We start from the raw sequence: 17,064 nt of genomic DNA, 5'->3' as shown, positions 1-17,064 counted from the left end.
ATAGTACCCACTTACAGAAAAATAGAGGAGGAGTAGCGGTGACCGTCTATAATTTTTCAGCAGGGCCGAGCGTTTTGCCAAAATCGGTACTACAAGAAGTGCAAGACGAGTTTCTGTCTTATCAAAAAACGGGTGTCTCGATCGTCGAGATGAGCCACCGTTCGGAGCGCTTCATTGCGATTACCGAGGCGCTCGAAGCGAGGCTGCGGAGGTTGATGGACATCTCAGACGATTACGCCGTCCTTTGGCTGCAAGGCGGGGCGACGCTCCAATTCTCGATGATTCCGATGAACTTGCGTACGACAGGGCGTTTCGCTTATCTCGACAGCGGCACGTGGTCGAAAAAAGCAATCACTGATGCCCGTCACTATGGGGACGTCGCCGTCGTCGGCAGTTCGGCGAGTTCGAACTATCGGGAACTGCCTGACTATGAAGGGGATGGCGAGACCGCCGATTATCTCCATTTGACGTTGAACAATACAATCGAAGGGACACGTTATACGACGCTTCCGGATACAGGCATCCCGCTTGTCGCGGACGTGTCCTCCAATATTTTGGCAGAATCGATCGACGTGAGCCGCTACGGTCTGCTATACGCAGGCGCCCAAAAAAACATCGGACCGGCCGGGTTAAGCGTCGTCATCATTCGTCGCGACTTGATTGTCGACCGTGATTTGCCAAGTTATTTGAACTACGCCCGTCACACCGACACCGTTTTGAACACACCGGCGACGTTTAGCATGTATGTCGCCGAACGGGTTCTCGCCTGGGTCGAACGGACGGGTGGCGTCGTCGAGATGGAACGGCGCAACCGTGAGAAGAGCGCGCGATTGTATGCTTATTTAGACGGCTCAACGTTGTTCCGGTCGCTCGTCACAGGAGATATCCGTTCATTGACGAATATTCCGTTCACGACGGGACGGGACGAGACGGATCAAGCGTTTCAACAGTTTGCCGAGGAACGTGGATTGATCGAACTTGGTGGCCACCGCTCGGTCGGAGGGCTGCGAGCCAGTCTTTACAACGCGATGCCGCTCGAAGGGGTCATTCGTTTAATTGAAGTGATGCAAGCATTTGAACAGGAGGGATACGATGTTCCACATCAAAACATATAATCAAATCGCATCAGCTGGGCTAGAGCGTTTTGAGCCGAGAGAATACGCCGTCAACGCAGTGGAGCAGGCCGATGCCTGGGTCATTCGGAGCCATGACGTTCACGACGCCGAGATTCCCCCGTACTTGCTCGCGATCGCCCGGGCCGGGGCTGGGGTGAACAACATCCCGCTTGAGCGCTTGGCGCGTCAAGGCGTCGTCGTGTTCCATACACCAGGGGCGAACGCGAACGCGGTCAAAGAACTCGTACTCGCGAGCATGCTTTTATCGGTCCGGCCGATCCTTGAAGGCGCGCGTTGGGTGAACGAGCAAACGTTCCCGAGCCAAGCGTTACTTGAGCGGGCGATGGAAGACGAGAAGCGCCGTTTCGTAGGCTCTGAATTACGAGGCAAGAAGGTCGGCATCGTCGGTCTCGGCGCGATCGGGGCGTCGCTCGCGAACGACCTGCTCCAGCTCGGTGTCGACGTCGTCGGGTACGACCCGCATTTATCGGTCGATGGGGCGTGGAACGTATCAAAGCAAGTAAAACGAGCCAAGCATTTAGACGACTTGCTTAGAGACGTCGATTTGCTCTCGATCCATATGCCGCTGACGGACGACACACGCAACTTGATCGACGCCAGTTGGTTCAAACGGATGAAGCCTGGGGTGACGTTATTGAACTTCGCCCGCGGCGAGCTCGTGAACGACGCTGACTTGATTGAGGCGTTACAAGATAAAGTGGCGACGTACATTACAGACTTCCCGCAACAGGCGTTACTCGGCCACCCGCAAGTCGTCGCTTTTCCGCATCTTGGGGCTTCGACACGAGAATCCGAAGTGAATTGCGCGATTCAAGCCGTCGATACGCTGAAACTATATTTAGAGACCGGAAACATCCGGAATTCCGCTAACTTCCCGGACACTGAACTTCCTTACGTCGGCAAGCGACGCTTGGCGGTGCTGCACTTGAACGTCCCGAACATGGTCGGTCAAATCGCGAGCCGGCTCGCCGAGAACGGGATCAACATTGATAACATGGTGAATCGCAGCCGGAACGATGTGGCCTACACGATGATCGACATCGATAACCATAAACAAGAAGAACTGTCCGTGCATGCTTTGTACGACATCGAGGGCGTCATGCGCGTCCGTGAATTTTAAGGAGGGATCAATATGGTCATATTTAAACCGTTTAAACCGTATATGCCGGCCCATCCTGAAGCTGTGGCGGCCGACCCGTACGACGTCGTGAACGTCGAACAGGCACGAGGAGACGTCGAGCGACGTCCGAACTCATTTCTCTCGGTCGATAAGCCGGAACTGTTTGTCGCTGACCTGTCACTCGAAGCGTGGGGGCGTCGTGCGAGGGCCGAGTTGGAACGATTGTACGAGACTGAACTGACAGAACAGGCAAACGGCTTTTACGTGTATCGGCTGACGAGTCAAGGGCGGCGTCAAACCGGTCTCGTGGCGACGTTTTCGGTCGCAGATTATGAGGCGGGCCGGATCAAAATCCATGAACATACACGAGAAGTGAAAGAGCGGGAACGGGTCGAACATGTGGCGGCGACGAAAGCGCACACCGGACCGATTTTACTGAGCCATGAGCCGGACGAGGCGTTACGGCGCATCCTTGAAGCCGCAACGAACGAACGACCTCTGTTTTCCTTCACGGACAGTCAAGGTGTCTTGCACGAAGGCTATGCGGTGCCGCCGAAAGACCAGGCGCGTGTCATTATGATCGGGGCGACGATCCCGTCCATCTATATCGCCGACGGGCATCATCGGGCCAAAGCGGCGGCTGTCGTCGCGGCGCGAGAACTGCCTGAAGGTGAATCGAAACTAGAACGCGATCACTTTTTAGGCGTGCTCTTCCCGAGCGACGAGTTGACGATCTTGCCGTACCATCGGCTGTTGACCGATGTTACGCCTGAAGAAGTCGCGGCTTTATTGGACGGGATTTCGTTCTCGTACGAAGTGCTGTCGACTGACGGCCTCATCGTTCCGCAAGCGCGCGGTTCGTTCGGATTGTCTTACCGCGGCAAACAGTATGCGTTGACGAAACGACAGTCGACCACGGCTCTCGACGTTGCCACGCTACAAAGGGATATTCTCGAACCGTACTTCCGAGTGGACGATGTCCGGACCGATAAACGGATTGACTTCGTCGGCGGCTCAGACGCCGTCGAACAACTAGAACGGTTGGCCGAACGACCGGATGTCGTCGTGTTGACATGTCATGCTACGGCGATGGGAGAGTTGATGCAGGTCGCCGATGAATCCGGACAGATGCCACCGAAATCGACTTGGTTCGAGCCGAAACTGAAGAGCGGATTGTTCATCCATCGTTTCGATTGAATGCAGACAGTGGCGTGAAGACGTAAAAAGCGTTATAAATGGAAGGAGAAGAAAGGGGTGGCCGCCATGGCTAAAGCCGTATATCTTCACATTCCATTTTGTGAACATATTTGTTATTACTGCGATTTCAACAAGGTGTTCTTAAAGAACCAACCGGTTGATGACTATTTAGATGCGTTAGAACGAGAGATCGTCCTATCGCTTGAACAATATCCGACAGATGAGATCGAGACGATCTTTATCGGCGGAGGAACGCCGACCGCGCTCGATGAGGTGCAGATGAAACGTCTCATGGACATGGTCGAGCGGCACTTGCTCCCGCTCGCTACAAAGAATATAGAATACTCGGTCGAGGCGAATCCGAACTTTGTGAGCGCCGAAAAGCTCGATACGATGAAACGAGGCGGTGTCAACCGCGTCAGTTTCGGCGTCCAGACGTTCGACGACGGCGGGCTTGAACGGATCGGGCGCACGCATCGGGCGGATGACGTGTTCGCGACGGTAACGGAGGCGGCGAAACGGTTCGACAACATCTCGATCGACCTCATGTTCGGACTACCGGAGCAAACGCTCGAACAGATCGAACGGGACCTCGACTTGGCGTTCAAACTGCCGATCCAACACGTCTCGTCCTATTCCTTGATCCTCGAACCGCACACCGTCTTCGCGATCCAAGACCGCAAAGGCAAGCTTCGTCTGCCGGGTGAGGACATCGAAGTCGCCATGTACTTGAAAGTCATGGAGACGCTCGAACGCCGTGGGCTCAAGCAGTACGAGATCTCGAACTACAGTGTCGAGGGACGGGAGAGCCGTCACAACCAAGTGTATTGGCGGAACGAGGAGTATTACGGCTTCGGAGCCGGGGCTCACAGTTACTTGAACGGCGAGCGCCGGGCGAACGTCGCGCCGATCCCGCACTATATCAAGGCGGAAGGTTTACCGGTTCGAAGTACGACGACACTCGAGACGTTCGAGCGGATGGAAGAAGAGTTGTTTCTCGGACTCCGGATGCGTAGCGGTGTGTCGTTCGAGACGTTCGAAACGAAGTACGGTGTCTCGATGGAGTCGGTGTTCGGGCACGTCTTGTCCGAACTGAAAGCGAAACAGTTGATTGAAACGACGGACACGCACGTCCGGTTGACCGAGTCGGGACTCCCGCTCGCCAACGAGGCGTTCGCGGCATTCATCGGTGAGGCACGATTAAATGATGTGACAACGTAAAAACAGGCGAATCCGATGTCGGATTCGCCTGTTTTAGTTAGAGAACGAGCTCGCGGTAGATCGGCATGAGCCGTCCGAACGTGTCCTCGACAAGGGCGAGGAACGCCGCTTCGTTTTGGAGGATCGAGGCATCGGCCGAAAGTTGACGACCGATCAAGAAGTCGGCTTTTTTGACGGTCGCGAAGCGCTCGACGATGGCATCGATTGACGCAGAGGACGTCTCTTCGATCAAGAACGCCTCTTTTTTCATATGATCGCCGGCGAGATGGAAGTCGGGAAATTCATGTTTAAAGTCGATTGTCATGAGTCGTTTGCCGATTGCTTCTTTGTTTGGCATCTCGTAGATGAACGCGAGCCAGACGAACACCCGGTCGTCAAACAGACCGACTTGGAAATGGGGATGCTTTTTATAGCCGCGCTTGTCGTGGCAGATTGCCATCCACGTATCTTTCGGCGGATTGACCGTCCGGCGGGCGTGCTTGGCGACGTGGAGATAGAGCGGGATGCCGACGTCGGCTTCAAGTTGTGGACCGACCTCGTCATAGATGCGATGGAACAGCGGTTGAATATCCGCGCGAATACCTGACATGCGGGCGTCGAGCCCGTCTTGCGTAAACACGTTAAATTGTTTAGTTGTAAACATATGATCACCTCAATTCGTATCATACCGAAAGTGCGCGGAAGATGCATTTCGAATGACTTTCAATCAACGGAAAAATGATGCATTTGAATTGACAAATAAGGAGAACGTGATAGAATTTGAAGTGTGATTAGCACTCAGCAAATATGAGTGCTAGTAAAAGTGAGGCCAATCCTTCAGAGAGGAGTGATGTTGTGCTGACAGAGAGACAATTGCTCATTTTACGAGCGATCATTGATGATTACATTCAGACAGCCCAGCCCGTCGGTTCTCGGACGCTTTCGAAACGGGATGATTTGTCGTTCAGTTCGGCGACGATCCGAAACGACATGGCGGATTTAGAAGACATGGGCTTGATTGAAAAACCGCACACTTCAGCAGGACGAATCCCGTCTGAAGTCGGGTATCGTTATTACGTCGATCACCTTGTCGAGACGAAACTCATCGACGAGCGGGAAACGTATCGACTCGGAGAGCGCTTGCGGGCGTCCGCCCAAGAGTCAGAAGTCCTCATTCGTCAAGCCGCTGACCTACTCTCTGACTTGACCAATTATACGACGGTAGCGCTCGGCCCGAGCAGTCAGATGAACCGGCTGGCACGGATCGATTTGATGCCGCTCGATGAACGGCGCGGTGTCGTCTTGATTGTAACGGATCAAGGGCACGTCGAACATCGAACGGTCGTGTTCGAATCGCCGATGGCGCCGGATATGGTCGAACAAACAATCCGATTTTTAAACGATCGTCTAAAAGGAACTCCGCTCGGTCAACTGAAGTTCCGTATCGGAGAAGAAGTGTCAAACCTTCGCCTCGCTCATCAACAACAATATGAATCAATGATGCAACTCATTCAAGCGACCGTCGGGGTGCATCATCCGACCTCGCTGTATCTTGGTGGAAAGAAAAATATTTTCAACCAACCCGAGTTTCAAACGCTCGATACGTTACGTCCGTTCCTAGAGTGGATCGACGAGCAAGAACGGTTGACCGACTGGCTCGAATCGTTGCCAAATCGCGAGATTTATGTGAGCATTGGGAGCGAGAATGGGATTCTTGCGCTTCAAAATTGTAGCGTCATCACCTCGGACTATACGCTCGATGGCAAGACGTTCGGGACGATCGCGATGATCGGTCCGACCCGGATGGACTATCGGCACGGGGTACGGATGATGGGACAGATCATTGAAGCGTTAAGGCGAACGAAACTAGAAGAGTGAACGAAAGGAGCCTCAATATGACTACTGAAAATCAAAACGGGCCAGACCAAGAAGAAGTGCTCGAAGAGAAAGATTTCGACGCGTTGCAGTCAGAGACTGCGGACGCTGACGAGGTTTCAAATGCTGAAATAGTGGAAGAAAGTTCTGAGGGACCAGATTTGCAACAAGAAATCGAAGCGCTCAAAGCGAGCGAGCTTCGGATTCGCGCTGATTTTGACAACTTCCGTCGCCGAACAAACGAAGAGAACGCGAAACGCGTCAAGTTCGCTTCGCAAGCCGTTATCGAGAAACTGATTCCGCTCATCGATAACTTTGAGCGTGCGCTTCAAGTCGAAGCGTCTTCAGACGATGCGAAGAACATTCAAGCTGGCGTCGATATGATCCACCGTCAATTGCTTGACGTGTTAAACGCCGAGAACGTTGAAGTGATCGAAGCGGTCGGTCAGCCGTTCGACCCGAATTATCATCAAGCGGTCATGCAAGAACCGAGCGATGAGTTCGAGTCTGGGATTGTAACGATGGAGCTTCAAAAAGGGTACACGTTGCACGGACGCGTCATTCGTCCAAGCATGGTAAAAGTTTCAGAATAAAATTACTTAACTAGATGGAGGAATAGACAATGGCTAAAATTATCGGAATTGACTTAGGAACAACGAACTCTTGTGTAGCAGTTATGGAGGGTGGCGAAGCTGTCGTCATCTCAAACGCAGAAGGGAACCGTACGACACCGTCTGTCGTCGCATTCAAAGGGGAAGAGCGTCAAGTCGGTGAAGTCGCGAAGCGTCAAGCGATCACGAACCCGAATACGATCCAATCGATCAAGCGTCATATGGGAACGTCACATACGGTCGAAGTCGACGGTAAGAAATTCACGCCACAAGAAATTTCGGCCATCATTTTGCAAAAACTTAAAAAAGATGCAGAAGACTATCTTGGTGAGTCAGTAACTGAAGCGGTCATCACAGTTCCTGCCTACTTTAACGACGCTGAGCGTCAAGCGACGAAAGACGCCGGGAAAATTGCCGGTCTCGATGTCAAACGAATCATCAATGAACCTACGGCAGCGGCGCTCGCTTACGGCCTCGACAAAGGTGAAGACCACACGATCTTGATCTATGACCTCGGTGGCGGTACGTTCGACGTCTCGATTCTCGAGCTCGGAGACGGTGTGTTTGAAGTCGTCGCGACAGCAGGAGACAACCGACTCGGCGGAGACGACTTTGACCAGAAAGTCATCGATTATCTCGTGTCTGAATTCAAAAAAGAGAACGGCATCGACCTCGCGCAAGACAAGATGGCGCTCCAACGTTTGAAAGATGCAGCCGAGAAAGCGAAGAAAGACCTTTCAGGCGTGACAAGCGCGCACATCAGCCTCCCGTTCATCACAGCAGGAGCAGCTGGCCCGCTTCACCTTGAAACAACACTCACACGTGCGAAATTCGATGAATTGACAGCAGACCTCGTCGAGCGCACGATGGAACCGACTCGCCGCGCGTTGAAAGACTCAGGCCTCACGCCGTCTGACCTCGACAAGATCATCCTCGTCGGTGGTTCGACACGTATCCCTGCGGTCCAAAAAGCGATTCACGATTTCACGAAGAAAGAGCCGTTCAAAGGCGTTAACCCGGACGAAGTCGTTGCCCTCGGCGCAGCGATCCAAGGCGGTGTCCTTGCCGGTGACGTAAAAGACGTCGTCCTTCTCGACGTGACTCCGCTTTCGCTCGGTATCGAGACGATGGGTGGCGTGATGACGAAGTTGATCGATCGCAACACGACGATTCCGACATCGAAATCACAAGTCTTTTCGACAGCGGCAGACAACCAGCCAGCCGTTGACATCCACGTCTTGCAAGGTGAACGCCCGATGGCGCCTGACAACAAGACGCTCGGTCGTTTCCAGTTGACGGACATCCCGCCGGCACCACGCGGTGTCCCGCAAGTCGAAGTCAAGTTTGACATCGATGCGAACGGAATCGTTCACGTATCGGCGAAAGACCTCGGTACGAACAAAGAGCAGTCGATCACGATCCAGTCGTCTTCAGGTATCGACGAGGCTGAAATCGAGCGCATGGTGAAAGAAGCGGAAGCGAACGCGGAAGCAGACAAACAGCGTAAAGAAGAAGCAGAGCTCCGTAACGAAACGGACCAACTCGTCTTCGCGACGGACAAGGCGATCAAAGACCTTGGAGATAAAGTCGACGCAACGGATAAAGACAAAGCCGAAGCAGCGAAAGAAAAAGCAAAATCAGCACTTGAAGGTACAGACCTCGAAGCAATCCGTACGGCGAAAGATGAGCTATCTGAAGTCGTACAAGAATTGACGCAAAAAGTATATGCGAACATGGCTGAACAGCAAGGTGCTGAAGGCGCTGAGACACAAACAGAAGCGAAAGACGATAACGTCGTCGACGCGGAGTTTGAAGATCTCGACGATCGTAAATAAGGCAACCGATAGATTGGATGGCGCCAAAGCAGGTTTCTGCTTTGGCTCTTTCCATGTTAAGGTAGAATCGGTAAAATCGAACTTGAAACAGTAAAGAGGAGAGAGTAACGTGGCGAAACGAGATTATTATGAAGTGCTTGGCCTAGACAAATCGGCCTCGGCGCAAGACATCAAACGGGCCTACCGCAAATTGGCACGAGAGTACCACCCAGACATCAACCAAGAGCCGGATGCGGCCGATAAATTTAAAGAGCTCGGTGAGGCGTATGAAGTGCTGTCAGACGAGCAGAAACGGGCCCAGTATGACCGCTTCGGATTTGAAGGAGCGAGCCAGTTCGGAGGCGGCGGTGACTTCCAAGGCGGATTCGGCGACATCTTCGACATGTTCTTCGGCGGCGGCGGACGTCGTCAAGACCCAAACGCACCGCGACGCGGAGAAGACTATCAATACGTCGTCGACCTCGACTTCATGGAGAGCGTGACCGGTAAAACGGAAACGATCGACCTTGAGATTGAAGTCGAATGTGACACGTGTATGGGCAGTGGTGCCAAGCCGGGGACGAAACCAGAGACGTGCGGCCGTTGTGGCGGTAGCGGTGTCGAAACGGTCGAACAGAACACGGTGCTCGGTCGCATGGTCAATCAGCGGACGTGTAGCCAATGTCATGGGACAGGCAAGACGATCAAAGAGAAATGTACAACGTGCCATGGCTCTGGTCACGTCAAGAAGACACAGCAAGTCGAAGTCAAAATTCCGGCCGGTATCGATAACGGCCAACAGATCCGCATGTCCGGCAAAGGTGGTCCTGGCGCTAACGGTGGCCCGGCCGGCGATCTTTACATCGTCGTCCGCGTTCGGGCGCACGAAATCTTCGAGCGTGTCGACCAGCACATCTCGATGGAGATGCCGGTCACGTTCGCGCAAGCAGCACTCGGCGCCGAACTCGAAGTCCCGACCGTGCACGGCAAGGTCAGCTTGAAAGTGCCAGCCGGAACACAGACCGGATCGAAATTCCGTTTGCGTGGAAAAGGGATGCCGAGCGTTCGCGGCGGCGGCAACGGCGACCAGTACGTCAATATCGTCATCATGACACCGACGAACATGACAGATCGTCAAAAAGAATTGCTCCGCGAGTTTGAAGAGATCAGCGGAGAAGCGGGCGTGGAAGAACAGCACGGCCTCTTCCAAAAGATGAAAAAGTTTTTTAGCCAGTAAAAGGAGCGTGTACAAGCGATGAAATGGTCTGAAATTTGTGTCCACACGACACAGCAGGCAGTCGAAGCCGTATCAAATTTACTACATGAAGTGGGGGCACAAGGTGTCGTCATCGAGGACGTCGAAGACTACGACCGGATGATGGCAGAAGATCATTTCGGAGAGATTTGGGACGAATCCGGCCGCGATACGTATCCAACGTCGGGTGTCCACGTGAAAGCGTACGTTCCTGTCTCAGGCGACCTACCGGACACGCTCTCGACACTGAAAAAAGAAATTGAACGGCTGCGAAATATCTTTGAAGTCGGCGCTGGTACCGTGACGGCGCTCGAGATGGATGAGGAGGACTGGGCCCACTCGTGGAAGCAGTACTATAAACCGGTCAAGATCTCGCAACATCTCACGATCGTGCCGCTGTGGGAAGAATACGTGCCACAACCGGAAGAGAACGTGATCTTGCTCGACCCGGGTATGGCGTTCGGGACCGGGACGCACCCGACGACGATGCTGTGCATTCAAGCAATCGAGAACTATATTCAACCGGGTGACCGCTTGATCGATGTCGGGACGGGCTCAGGCGTACTTGCCATCGCGGCGGCGAAGCTTGGCGCGGAACGAGTCGAGGCGCTCGATTTGGATGCGGTCGCGGTCGAATCGGCCCGCCAAAACGTCGAGACGAACGGCGTTCTAGACGTCGTCGACGTCAAGACGGGTGATTTGTTGAAAGGGATGAGCGGTGAGTATGACTTGATCGTCGCCAATATTTTAGCCGACGTCATCATGCTGTTCGTTGACGATGCTTACGTGCGCGTCAAACCAGGCGGCTATTTCATCACGTCGGGTATCATCGGCCAAAAACGAGATGAAGTGACGGCAGCGCTCAAGGCGGCTGGATTCTCGATCGAAGAGACGCGAGTCATGGAAGACTGGGTCGCCATCATCGCGAAGAAGGGGTAAGCCATGCAACGCTATTTCTTACAACGTGATGCGTTTAAAACAGACACGGTCGCATTGCCGCAAGACGTCGTCCATCATATCGGGACGGTGTTGCGGGCGGGACCGGGTTATCAGATGGTGTTGTTAGACGGTACAGGTGTCGAGTACGTCTGTGAGGTGATTGCGCTCGAAAAAAAATCGGGGACGGCAAAAGTACTCGAAGCGCGGCAGGCGACGACTGAACTGCCCGTTGATGTGACGCTCGCCTACGCACTGCCGAAAGGTGATAAAGTCGAGCTCGTCGCTCAAAAAGCGACCGAGCTCGGGTTGCATCATTTGAAGTTGTTCGAGTCGAAACGATCGGTCGCGAAATGGGACGCAAAAAAAGCCCCTAAGAAAGTTGAACGGCTACAGAAAATCATGCAAGAAGCGGCCGAACAGTCGTACCGGGCCGTCGTCCCGACGTGCGCGTACGTCTCGTCGCGTGACCTGCTAGACGACTTTTCTAATTACGATGCGGTCGTCATCGCTTATGAAGAGTCGGCGAAGCAAGGGGAACAAGCTGGCCTCGCGGCTGTCTTCCAATCACTTGAGCGCGGGCAGCGTCTTTTGTTGATTGTCGGTCCGGAAGGCGGATTTGACGAGCAGGAAGTAGACGCCTGGACGAATCGAGGTGCGCGTCCGTGTGCGTTCGGCCCCCGGATTTTGCGCACCGAGACGGCGCCGCTATATGCGTTAGCGGCAATCTCTTATGCACTAGAACTGACGCCATAAAATAAGGCCGTTACCCGATTGTTTGGGTAACGGCCTTATTTTATGGCTTAGTCAACGTGACTATTTTTTTAGTGACGTTGCCTGCTAAGTCAACCGCTTCAATCGTAAACGAGTTTTGGCCGGATGAGACAGGTACTGTCACGCTTACAGTTTTTGATGATGCTCTCATCTCATAAGGCTCTTTGAGCGCTTGGCTATGGAGGAGATCACCATTTAAGAATAACTTAAGGTCGTCAAAATTATCTTTCACGGTCACATCGAAGGAGACTGTCTTTTGCTTTTTAGTGATTTTCTTAGGCAGTTTCCCGATGCTCAATGTGGCAGGCGTCGCATCGACGAAGATGACCCGTTGGAAGTTCGTAACATTGCCGGCAGCGTCTTCGGCGACAAACCGAACTTTATGGACGCCGTCCGTGTACGTACGCGTCGTGTTGAAGACGTATCGCTTCGTCTCCGCGTTCCATGTGAGCGGTACATCGATGTTGTCGACAGTGAACGATTGAATCGCCGATTGATCATCAACCGATCCGTTGATCGGAATGACTGACGTGTTGTAAGGCGTCAGCGCGAGCGGGGCGTCAACGAACACACCTGGTTTGTTTGCATCATTCGTAGTCGGGATGATACGGGTTTGGCTGTTACCTGCTTGGTCGGTCACACGAACACTCACTTCATCTGTATCGCTCAGCGGCGCCTCCAATGCAAACGTTGCGGCTTGACCGCCTTGTTTACCCATTGAGTTACCATTGAGGAAGTATTCGATCGAATAAATACCAGAGAAGTCGTCGGTCGCCTGGACCGTTAATTGATCCTCATTCCAGCGTGAGTTGAACGCCGGGTCCGTATAATCGACTTTGACCGGAATTCGTAGCGCTTGCGCTTGTTTTTTCGCATAGTCGATACCAGCCTCGATTTCATAGAAGTATTTGCCGGCAGGGGCAGGTTGTCCATTAATGTTTCCATCCCATGCATAATCTGCAGAGTAGTAGTACGGGTTATCGCTCCCGCCATCAAAGAAGTTCTTGCGCAGTTCCTCATCAAGACGGAGTGTGCGGACGACGTCACCGTTTTCATTCACAATTCGGAACTTGATGTCTTTGGCGTTGCGTAATAGCGAGAAGACAGGTGCAACGACATCTTTTGAGCCGTCCGCATCCGGTGAGAAGGCGACAGCGTCCGCATCAATCGATTCATCTAAGTTCAGACCAAGATAGTTACCGGTCTGATCGACCAGTCCTGCCACGTCGTAGAAAGATCCGTCTACATAAATCGTTTCGTCAAAAATCGGTGCTTGTCCCCAATCGCCTTCAAATCCTACGAAAGGAACGACGAGCGCAGGGTTGCCCTCTTGGCTCGTGCTATCAGTCAAGCGAATGAAGCCATCGACGAAGTACCCGTTTGTGAAGACGCTGTTCGCTGCCACGAGCCCCTCTAACGTTTGAGGATCGAGTACTTTTGCTTTTGAGACGTCAAGTTTGATGGTCAATTCAATTTTCTGTTTTGCCTTCAAATTAACTTTGTTTGTCTTTTTCCCATTGATCGTCAATATGGCCTCTTGCAGAGCTTGTGCTTCCATCGCATTTTGTACGACTCCGTCCGCGTTTTCGACCGCTAAGTCTGTTTGCAATGATGAGGCCACATTGTAGGATACGGGCTTAGTAGACAGATTCTCGACGACGATTTTAAATGTGGCCTTGCTTCGATCGAGTTCTTTCAAGGCGACTTTTGCTTCTTTTGAATCCTTCTCATAGGCGACGGCCGGCGAGGACACTGCCGCATGAAGTTGCATGAGCCCGGCTCCGCCGCGGCGAGGCGAGTAAGGAAGCGACTGTTTGAGTTGTAAGTTGTAAGGTCCGATGTCGGTGATCGATTTAGACGTATTCAACAACAGGTTTTTGGCCATCGTCACCCGTTGTTTTCCGCTCAGATTAAACTCTTGATCGACACGTTGCAAAACTAGCGCCGCGCCACCGGCGACGTGCGGGGCGGCCATCGATGTCCCGCTCATCAATCCGTACTGGTCGTCGTTGAGCGTCGAGAAGATTTGTCCGCCCGGGGCCGACAGTTCAGGTTTGAAGTCTAAGTTTGGTGTCACACCCCAAGACGTGAAAGCAGATAAGGCGCCGGCTGAACGATTGGCGACGCTGATCCGGTCACCTTTGAAATGGACAGACAGCGAAGTGGCAGCGTCTAACCGCTCTTTTAAATCATTGCCATCTTTAATGCTAAGCGAAGCCATCGGGAGGGACGGATTATCAAGCGCCATACTGACGTAATCCCCATGACCGACAGCGCCACGGACGATGACGCCTGCGGCACCATTTGCTTCGGCTGTCTTTTGAATGTTCGAATAGAAGTATCCTCCATCGCGGACCGCGAAAACGAGTTTTCCTTTCACATCTTTGCCCTCATAGTTCGCAGGTTGACCGTCTCCTACAGACACAATCTCAAATTCTCCTTGCTTGAAAGCGGGACCGTCTTGTTTTTTCCAGCCGATTTTTTTGGCGTCATCGCCTGCGCCCAGTGTGAAAGCGTCCAATTGGATTTGGTCGTTTTCAAGTGAAGCGACAGAAGTCGAAGCCGGACTGACACTTGGCGCACCGACAACACCTGTATCAGGATTCGAAGCATGCGGTAAGTCAAACCCGCTCCCGAAATAAGCCGAGTTTCCTGCAGAGATTGACATGAAAATACCGTTGTCGACCGCGCGTTGGACTGCTTGTTGTTCAGGTGATTCTGCATCGACAAAGCCTGCAGTGGAGCCCAAACTCATATTGATGACATCCGCGCCGAGCTTGATGGCGTCGTCAATTGCTTTAATATAAATGTCGCCATAAGTAGACGCATAGTTCGGGTCGTTGCTGAATACTTTCATACCGAGAACTTGCGCTTCAGGGGCGACTCCTTTTAGACCGCCAGTCGTCTCGTCACCGTTGGCCGCGACCGTGCCGGATACGTGCATGCCGTGCATCGAGGCCCCGGGTGAGTCGTCTCGGATGTCTGAGTTTTCATCAAAGTAGTTATATGCGTATGGGACTTTATCATTTATGTATGCACCAGGAAGGCCGAAAGTTTGAACGACTGTGTCGACTTCGCTCTTAGACAACTCTGCCTTGTCTTGTTCACTTAATTTGAAGTCACGATGTGTCGCGTCGATTCCGCTATCAATGACGGCAACGATCGTCCCTTCACCGGTATATCCATAATCGCCCCATGTCTGTTGGGACTGGACCATATCATTACTTGTGACCATATCTGGTTTTACTTCAGGTCGATCATACTCGTTGACAATATGGACGCTAGCGACCTCTGGGAGGGCTTCGACTGTACGAATGTCTGCCGGAGACAAAAATGTACTGAAGCCGTTGTAAACGGTTGTGAACTCTTCAATTGGTGTGGCGCTGACGCCTTCGTCTTTGATTGCGGATTTAGCTTTGGCTTGCTCGGACTTGACGAGTCGTTGCGCCCCGTCTTGCTCAGATTTAGACAGCTCGTTAAATTTTTTTCCTTTCTGTTCTGCTTTCACAATTGCCGGTTCCCCGACGAGTTCGACGACGACACGGACTTTTTTCTGTTTCTTCTCCGTGACCATCTTTGGTTTAGCAGGCGATTCAGCAGACACCGGAGCGGCACTGAGACCGATGAGCCCGGGGGTAAGTGCCAAACAGGCGGCAAGGGAGACGTTCGTATAAAGTTTCAGTCGTGACATGACAAAATTTCCTCCTCGATTGTTTAAAAATGTAAAAAAGTAACGATTAAAGAGAATGATAACGAAGACTAACGTAAAACTCCCTAGTTTTTTTAAAAATAAGGGTAATAAATTTGAACAAATTTAAAAATTCTGACAATTACCTTTGACCTATATTCCGTGAACCATATTGGGCCTATTCTCATCGGTTCCACTCAGATTTTAATTATTTGATTGAATGAGATGAGATAGAGTCGAGCAATCGAAACAATTCACTTGAGATTTTTTTTAAAAGTTGATATGGTCTGAATAGATAAAACATATAAAACTTATCGACATAGTCGGAATAAAGTGATGGGGTGGAGCAATGGGATTACAGTTCATGGACATTTTTAAGGAATGGGCAACGCAATACGACACGACCGTGGCCGGACATGACGAGCAATATAAAGAAGTGTTCGCAGGTTATGAGGAGATGTTGAGCGAAGTCGTGGATCATCTCGAAGGGAAGGTCATGGAGTTCGGAGTCGGGACCGGGAACTTAAGTATGAAGATTTTAGAACGTCACGAGCTGGTTGCGGTCGAACCGTCACCGGAGATGAGGGCAGTCGCCGCCGAGAAACTTGAGATTGATATTATCGACGGTGACTTTTTAAACTACCCGACGACAGAGCAGATAGATACGATCGTGTCGTCGTACGCGTTTCACCATCTGACGGATGAAGAGAAACGGACAGCGATTCAAGGTTACGTCGAGCAGCTCGATTCACCGCGATTCGTCTTACTCGACACGATGTTCGCCTCGCAAAAGGCGAAGCGAGACATTCTCGACTGGGCGAGCGTGAACGGTTACGACGATTTAATCGAAGACTTGAACCGTGAGTTTTATCCTTACACGCAAACAATCCAAGCAATGCTCGAAGCGAACGGCTATACGGTCTCGCTGACACAAAAAAATAAATTCGTCTGGCTCGTCGTGGCCACGAAACAATCTGGAGGAACTCAACCATGAAAAGTTACAAAGTCGAAAGTTTTAATTTGGACCATACAAAAGTACAAGCTCCTTACGTCCGTTTAGCGGGTGTGAAAAAAGGGACGGCCGATACGATCTATAAATACGACATTCGCTTCATCCAACCGAACGAGGGACTCATGCCGATGCGGGCCGTCCACTCGCTCGAACACTTGATCGCTGAAAATAGCCGCAGTCACTCGGAGCAAATCGTCGACGTCTCGCCGATGGGTTGCCAGACTGGTTTTTACTGGACGATGTTGAACGATGGAGACTACGAAGCGATGCTCAGCCTCGTCGAAGCGACGTTGCGTGATGCGGTCGCTGCTGAAGAGTTGCCGGCGCAAAACCCGATCCAATGCGGAAGTGCCAACCACCACGACTTCGAGGGCGCTAAAAAACTAGCGGCTGATATGCTCGCGAAACGTGACGAGTGGCACATCATCTTTAAGGACGAAGCGTAA

14 protein-coding genes are annotated in these 17,064 nt (G+C 52.2%); 12 read left to right on the top strand and 2 right to left on the bottom strand.

The features are described from left to right. Positions 1 to 38: 38 nt before the first annotated feature. From serC to hemW, 4 genes are all read left to right on the top strand, one after another. A complete protein-coding gene (gene serC / locus EVJ22_RS01925; RefSeq protein WP_071397791.1) occupies positions 39 to 1,115 on the top strand; it encodes a 3-phosphoserine/phosphohydroxythreonine transaminase in 1,077 nt (358 codons plus the stop codon). After that, the gene (locus EVJ22_RS01920; RefSeq protein ID WP_070326974.1) at positions 1,093 to 2,256 is read left to right on the top strand and encodes a phosphoglycerate dehydrogenase; all 1,164 of its coding nucleotides are present in this window, start codon (positions 1,093 to 1,095) and stop codon (positions 2,254 to 2,256) included. Before serC ends, EVJ22_RS01920 begins: the two co-directional genes overlap by 23 nt. A gap of 12 nt (positions 2,257 to 2,268) precedes the next feature. After that, the gene (locus tag EVJ22_RS01915) at positions 2,269 to 3,453 is read left to right on the top strand and encodes a DUF1015 domain-containing protein (protein WP_131443001.1); all 1,185 of its coding nucleotides are present in this window, start codon (positions 2,269 to 2,271) and stop codon (positions 3,451 to 3,453) included. Positions 3,454 to 3,519: 66 nt separating this feature from the next. Next, positions 3,520 to 4,674, top strand: coding sequence for a radical SAM family heme chaperone HemW (gene hemW / locus EVJ22_RS01910; protein ID WP_070326976.1), 1,155 nt, complete (start codon positions 3,520 to 3,522; stop codon positions 4,672 to 4,674). A gap of 37 nt (positions 4,675 to 4,711) precedes the next feature. Here the strand turns inward: hemW and EVJ22_RS01905 are convergent, their stop codons facing one another. Next, complete coding sequence (locus EVJ22_RS01905; RefSeq protein WP_070326977.1) at positions 4,712 to 5,317, bottom strand: DUF1054 domain-containing protein; 606 nt, start codon at positions 5,315 to 5,317, stop codon at positions 4,712 to 4,714. Between the two features lie 191 nt (positions 5,318 to 5,508). Between EVJ22_RS01905 and hrcA the strand changes: the two genes are divergently transcribed. From hrcA to EVJ22_RS01875, 6 genes are all read left to right on the top strand, one after another. Then, complete coding sequence (gene hrcA / locus EVJ22_RS01900) at positions 5,509 to 6,531, top strand: heat-inducible transcriptional repressor HrcA (RefSeq protein WP_070326978.1); 1,023 nt, start codon at positions 5,509 to 5,511, stop codon at positions 6,529 to 6,531. A gap of 17 nt (positions 6,532 to 6,548) precedes the next feature. Beyond that, entirely contained in the window at positions 6,549 to 7,121 is a 573-nt protein-coding gene (gene grpE, locus EVJ22_RS01895; RefSeq protein WP_131442999.1) for a nucleotide exchange factor GrpE, read from the top strand. Positions 7,122 to 7,150: 29 nt separating this feature from the next. After that, positions 7,151 to 8,974 (top strand): molecular chaperone DnaK, encoded by a 1,824-nt coding sequence (dnaK, locus tag EVJ22_RS01890; protein WP_071397788.1) that lies wholly within the window; start codon positions 7,151 to 7,153, stop codon positions 8,972 to 8,974. Positions 8,975 to 9,083: 109 nt separating this feature from the next. Next, entirely contained in the window at positions 9,084 to 10,190 is a 1,107-nt protein-coding gene (gene dnaJ, locus EVJ22_RS01885) for a molecular chaperone DnaJ (protein WP_131439963.1), read from the top strand. An 18-nt stretch (positions 10,191 to 10,208) separates the two neighbouring features. Next, a complete protein-coding gene (gene prmA, locus EVJ22_RS01880) occupies positions 10,209 to 11,147 on the top strand; it encodes a 50S ribosomal protein L11 methyltransferase (RefSeq protein ID WP_070326982.1) in 939 nt (312 codons plus the stop codon). Between the two features lie 3 nt (positions 11,148 to 11,150). Continuing rightward, positions 11,151 to 11,900, top strand: a complete 750-nt coding sequence (locus EVJ22_RS01875; RefSeq protein WP_131442997.1) for a 16S rRNA (uracil(1498)-N(3))-methyltransferase — start codon at positions 11,151 to 11,153, stop codon at positions 11,898 to 11,900. 40 nt (positions 11,901 to 11,940) lie between these two features. On the opposite strand, the gene EVJ22_RS01870 is transcribed toward EVJ22_RS01875, so the two are convergent. Beyond that, positions 11,941 to 15,609: a S8 family serine peptidase gene (locus EVJ22_RS01870; protein WP_131442995.1), complete on the bottom strand. Its 3,669-nt coding sequence runs from the start codon at positions 15,607 to 15,609 to the stop codon at positions 11,941 to 11,943. Between the two features lie 346 nt (positions 15,610 to 15,955). Between EVJ22_RS01870 and EVJ22_RS01865 the strand changes: the two genes are divergently transcribed. After that, positions 15,956 to 16,600: a class I SAM-dependent methyltransferase gene (locus tag EVJ22_RS01865; protein WP_071397778.1), complete on the top strand. Its 645-nt coding sequence runs from the start codon at positions 15,956 to 15,958 to the stop codon at positions 16,598 to 16,600. Then, positions 16,597 to 17,064, top strand: coding sequence for an S-ribosylhomocysteine lyase (locus tag EVJ22_RS01860; RefSeq protein ID WP_016508081.1), 468 nt, complete (start codon positions 16,597 to 16,599; stop codon positions 17,062 to 17,064). The genes EVJ22_RS01865 and EVJ22_RS01860 overlap by 4 nt, the downstream gene beginning before the upstream one ends.

Origin of the sequence: Exiguobacterium sp. SH0S7, assembly GCF_004337195.1 — a bacterium.
Lineage (GTDB): Bacteria > Bacillota > Bacilli > Exiguobacteriales > Exiguobacteriaceae > Exiguobacterium > Exiguobacterium aurantiacum_A.
Note: the sequence above shows the minus strand (reverse complement) of the source record. Positions and strands in the feature narration are given on the sequence as shown.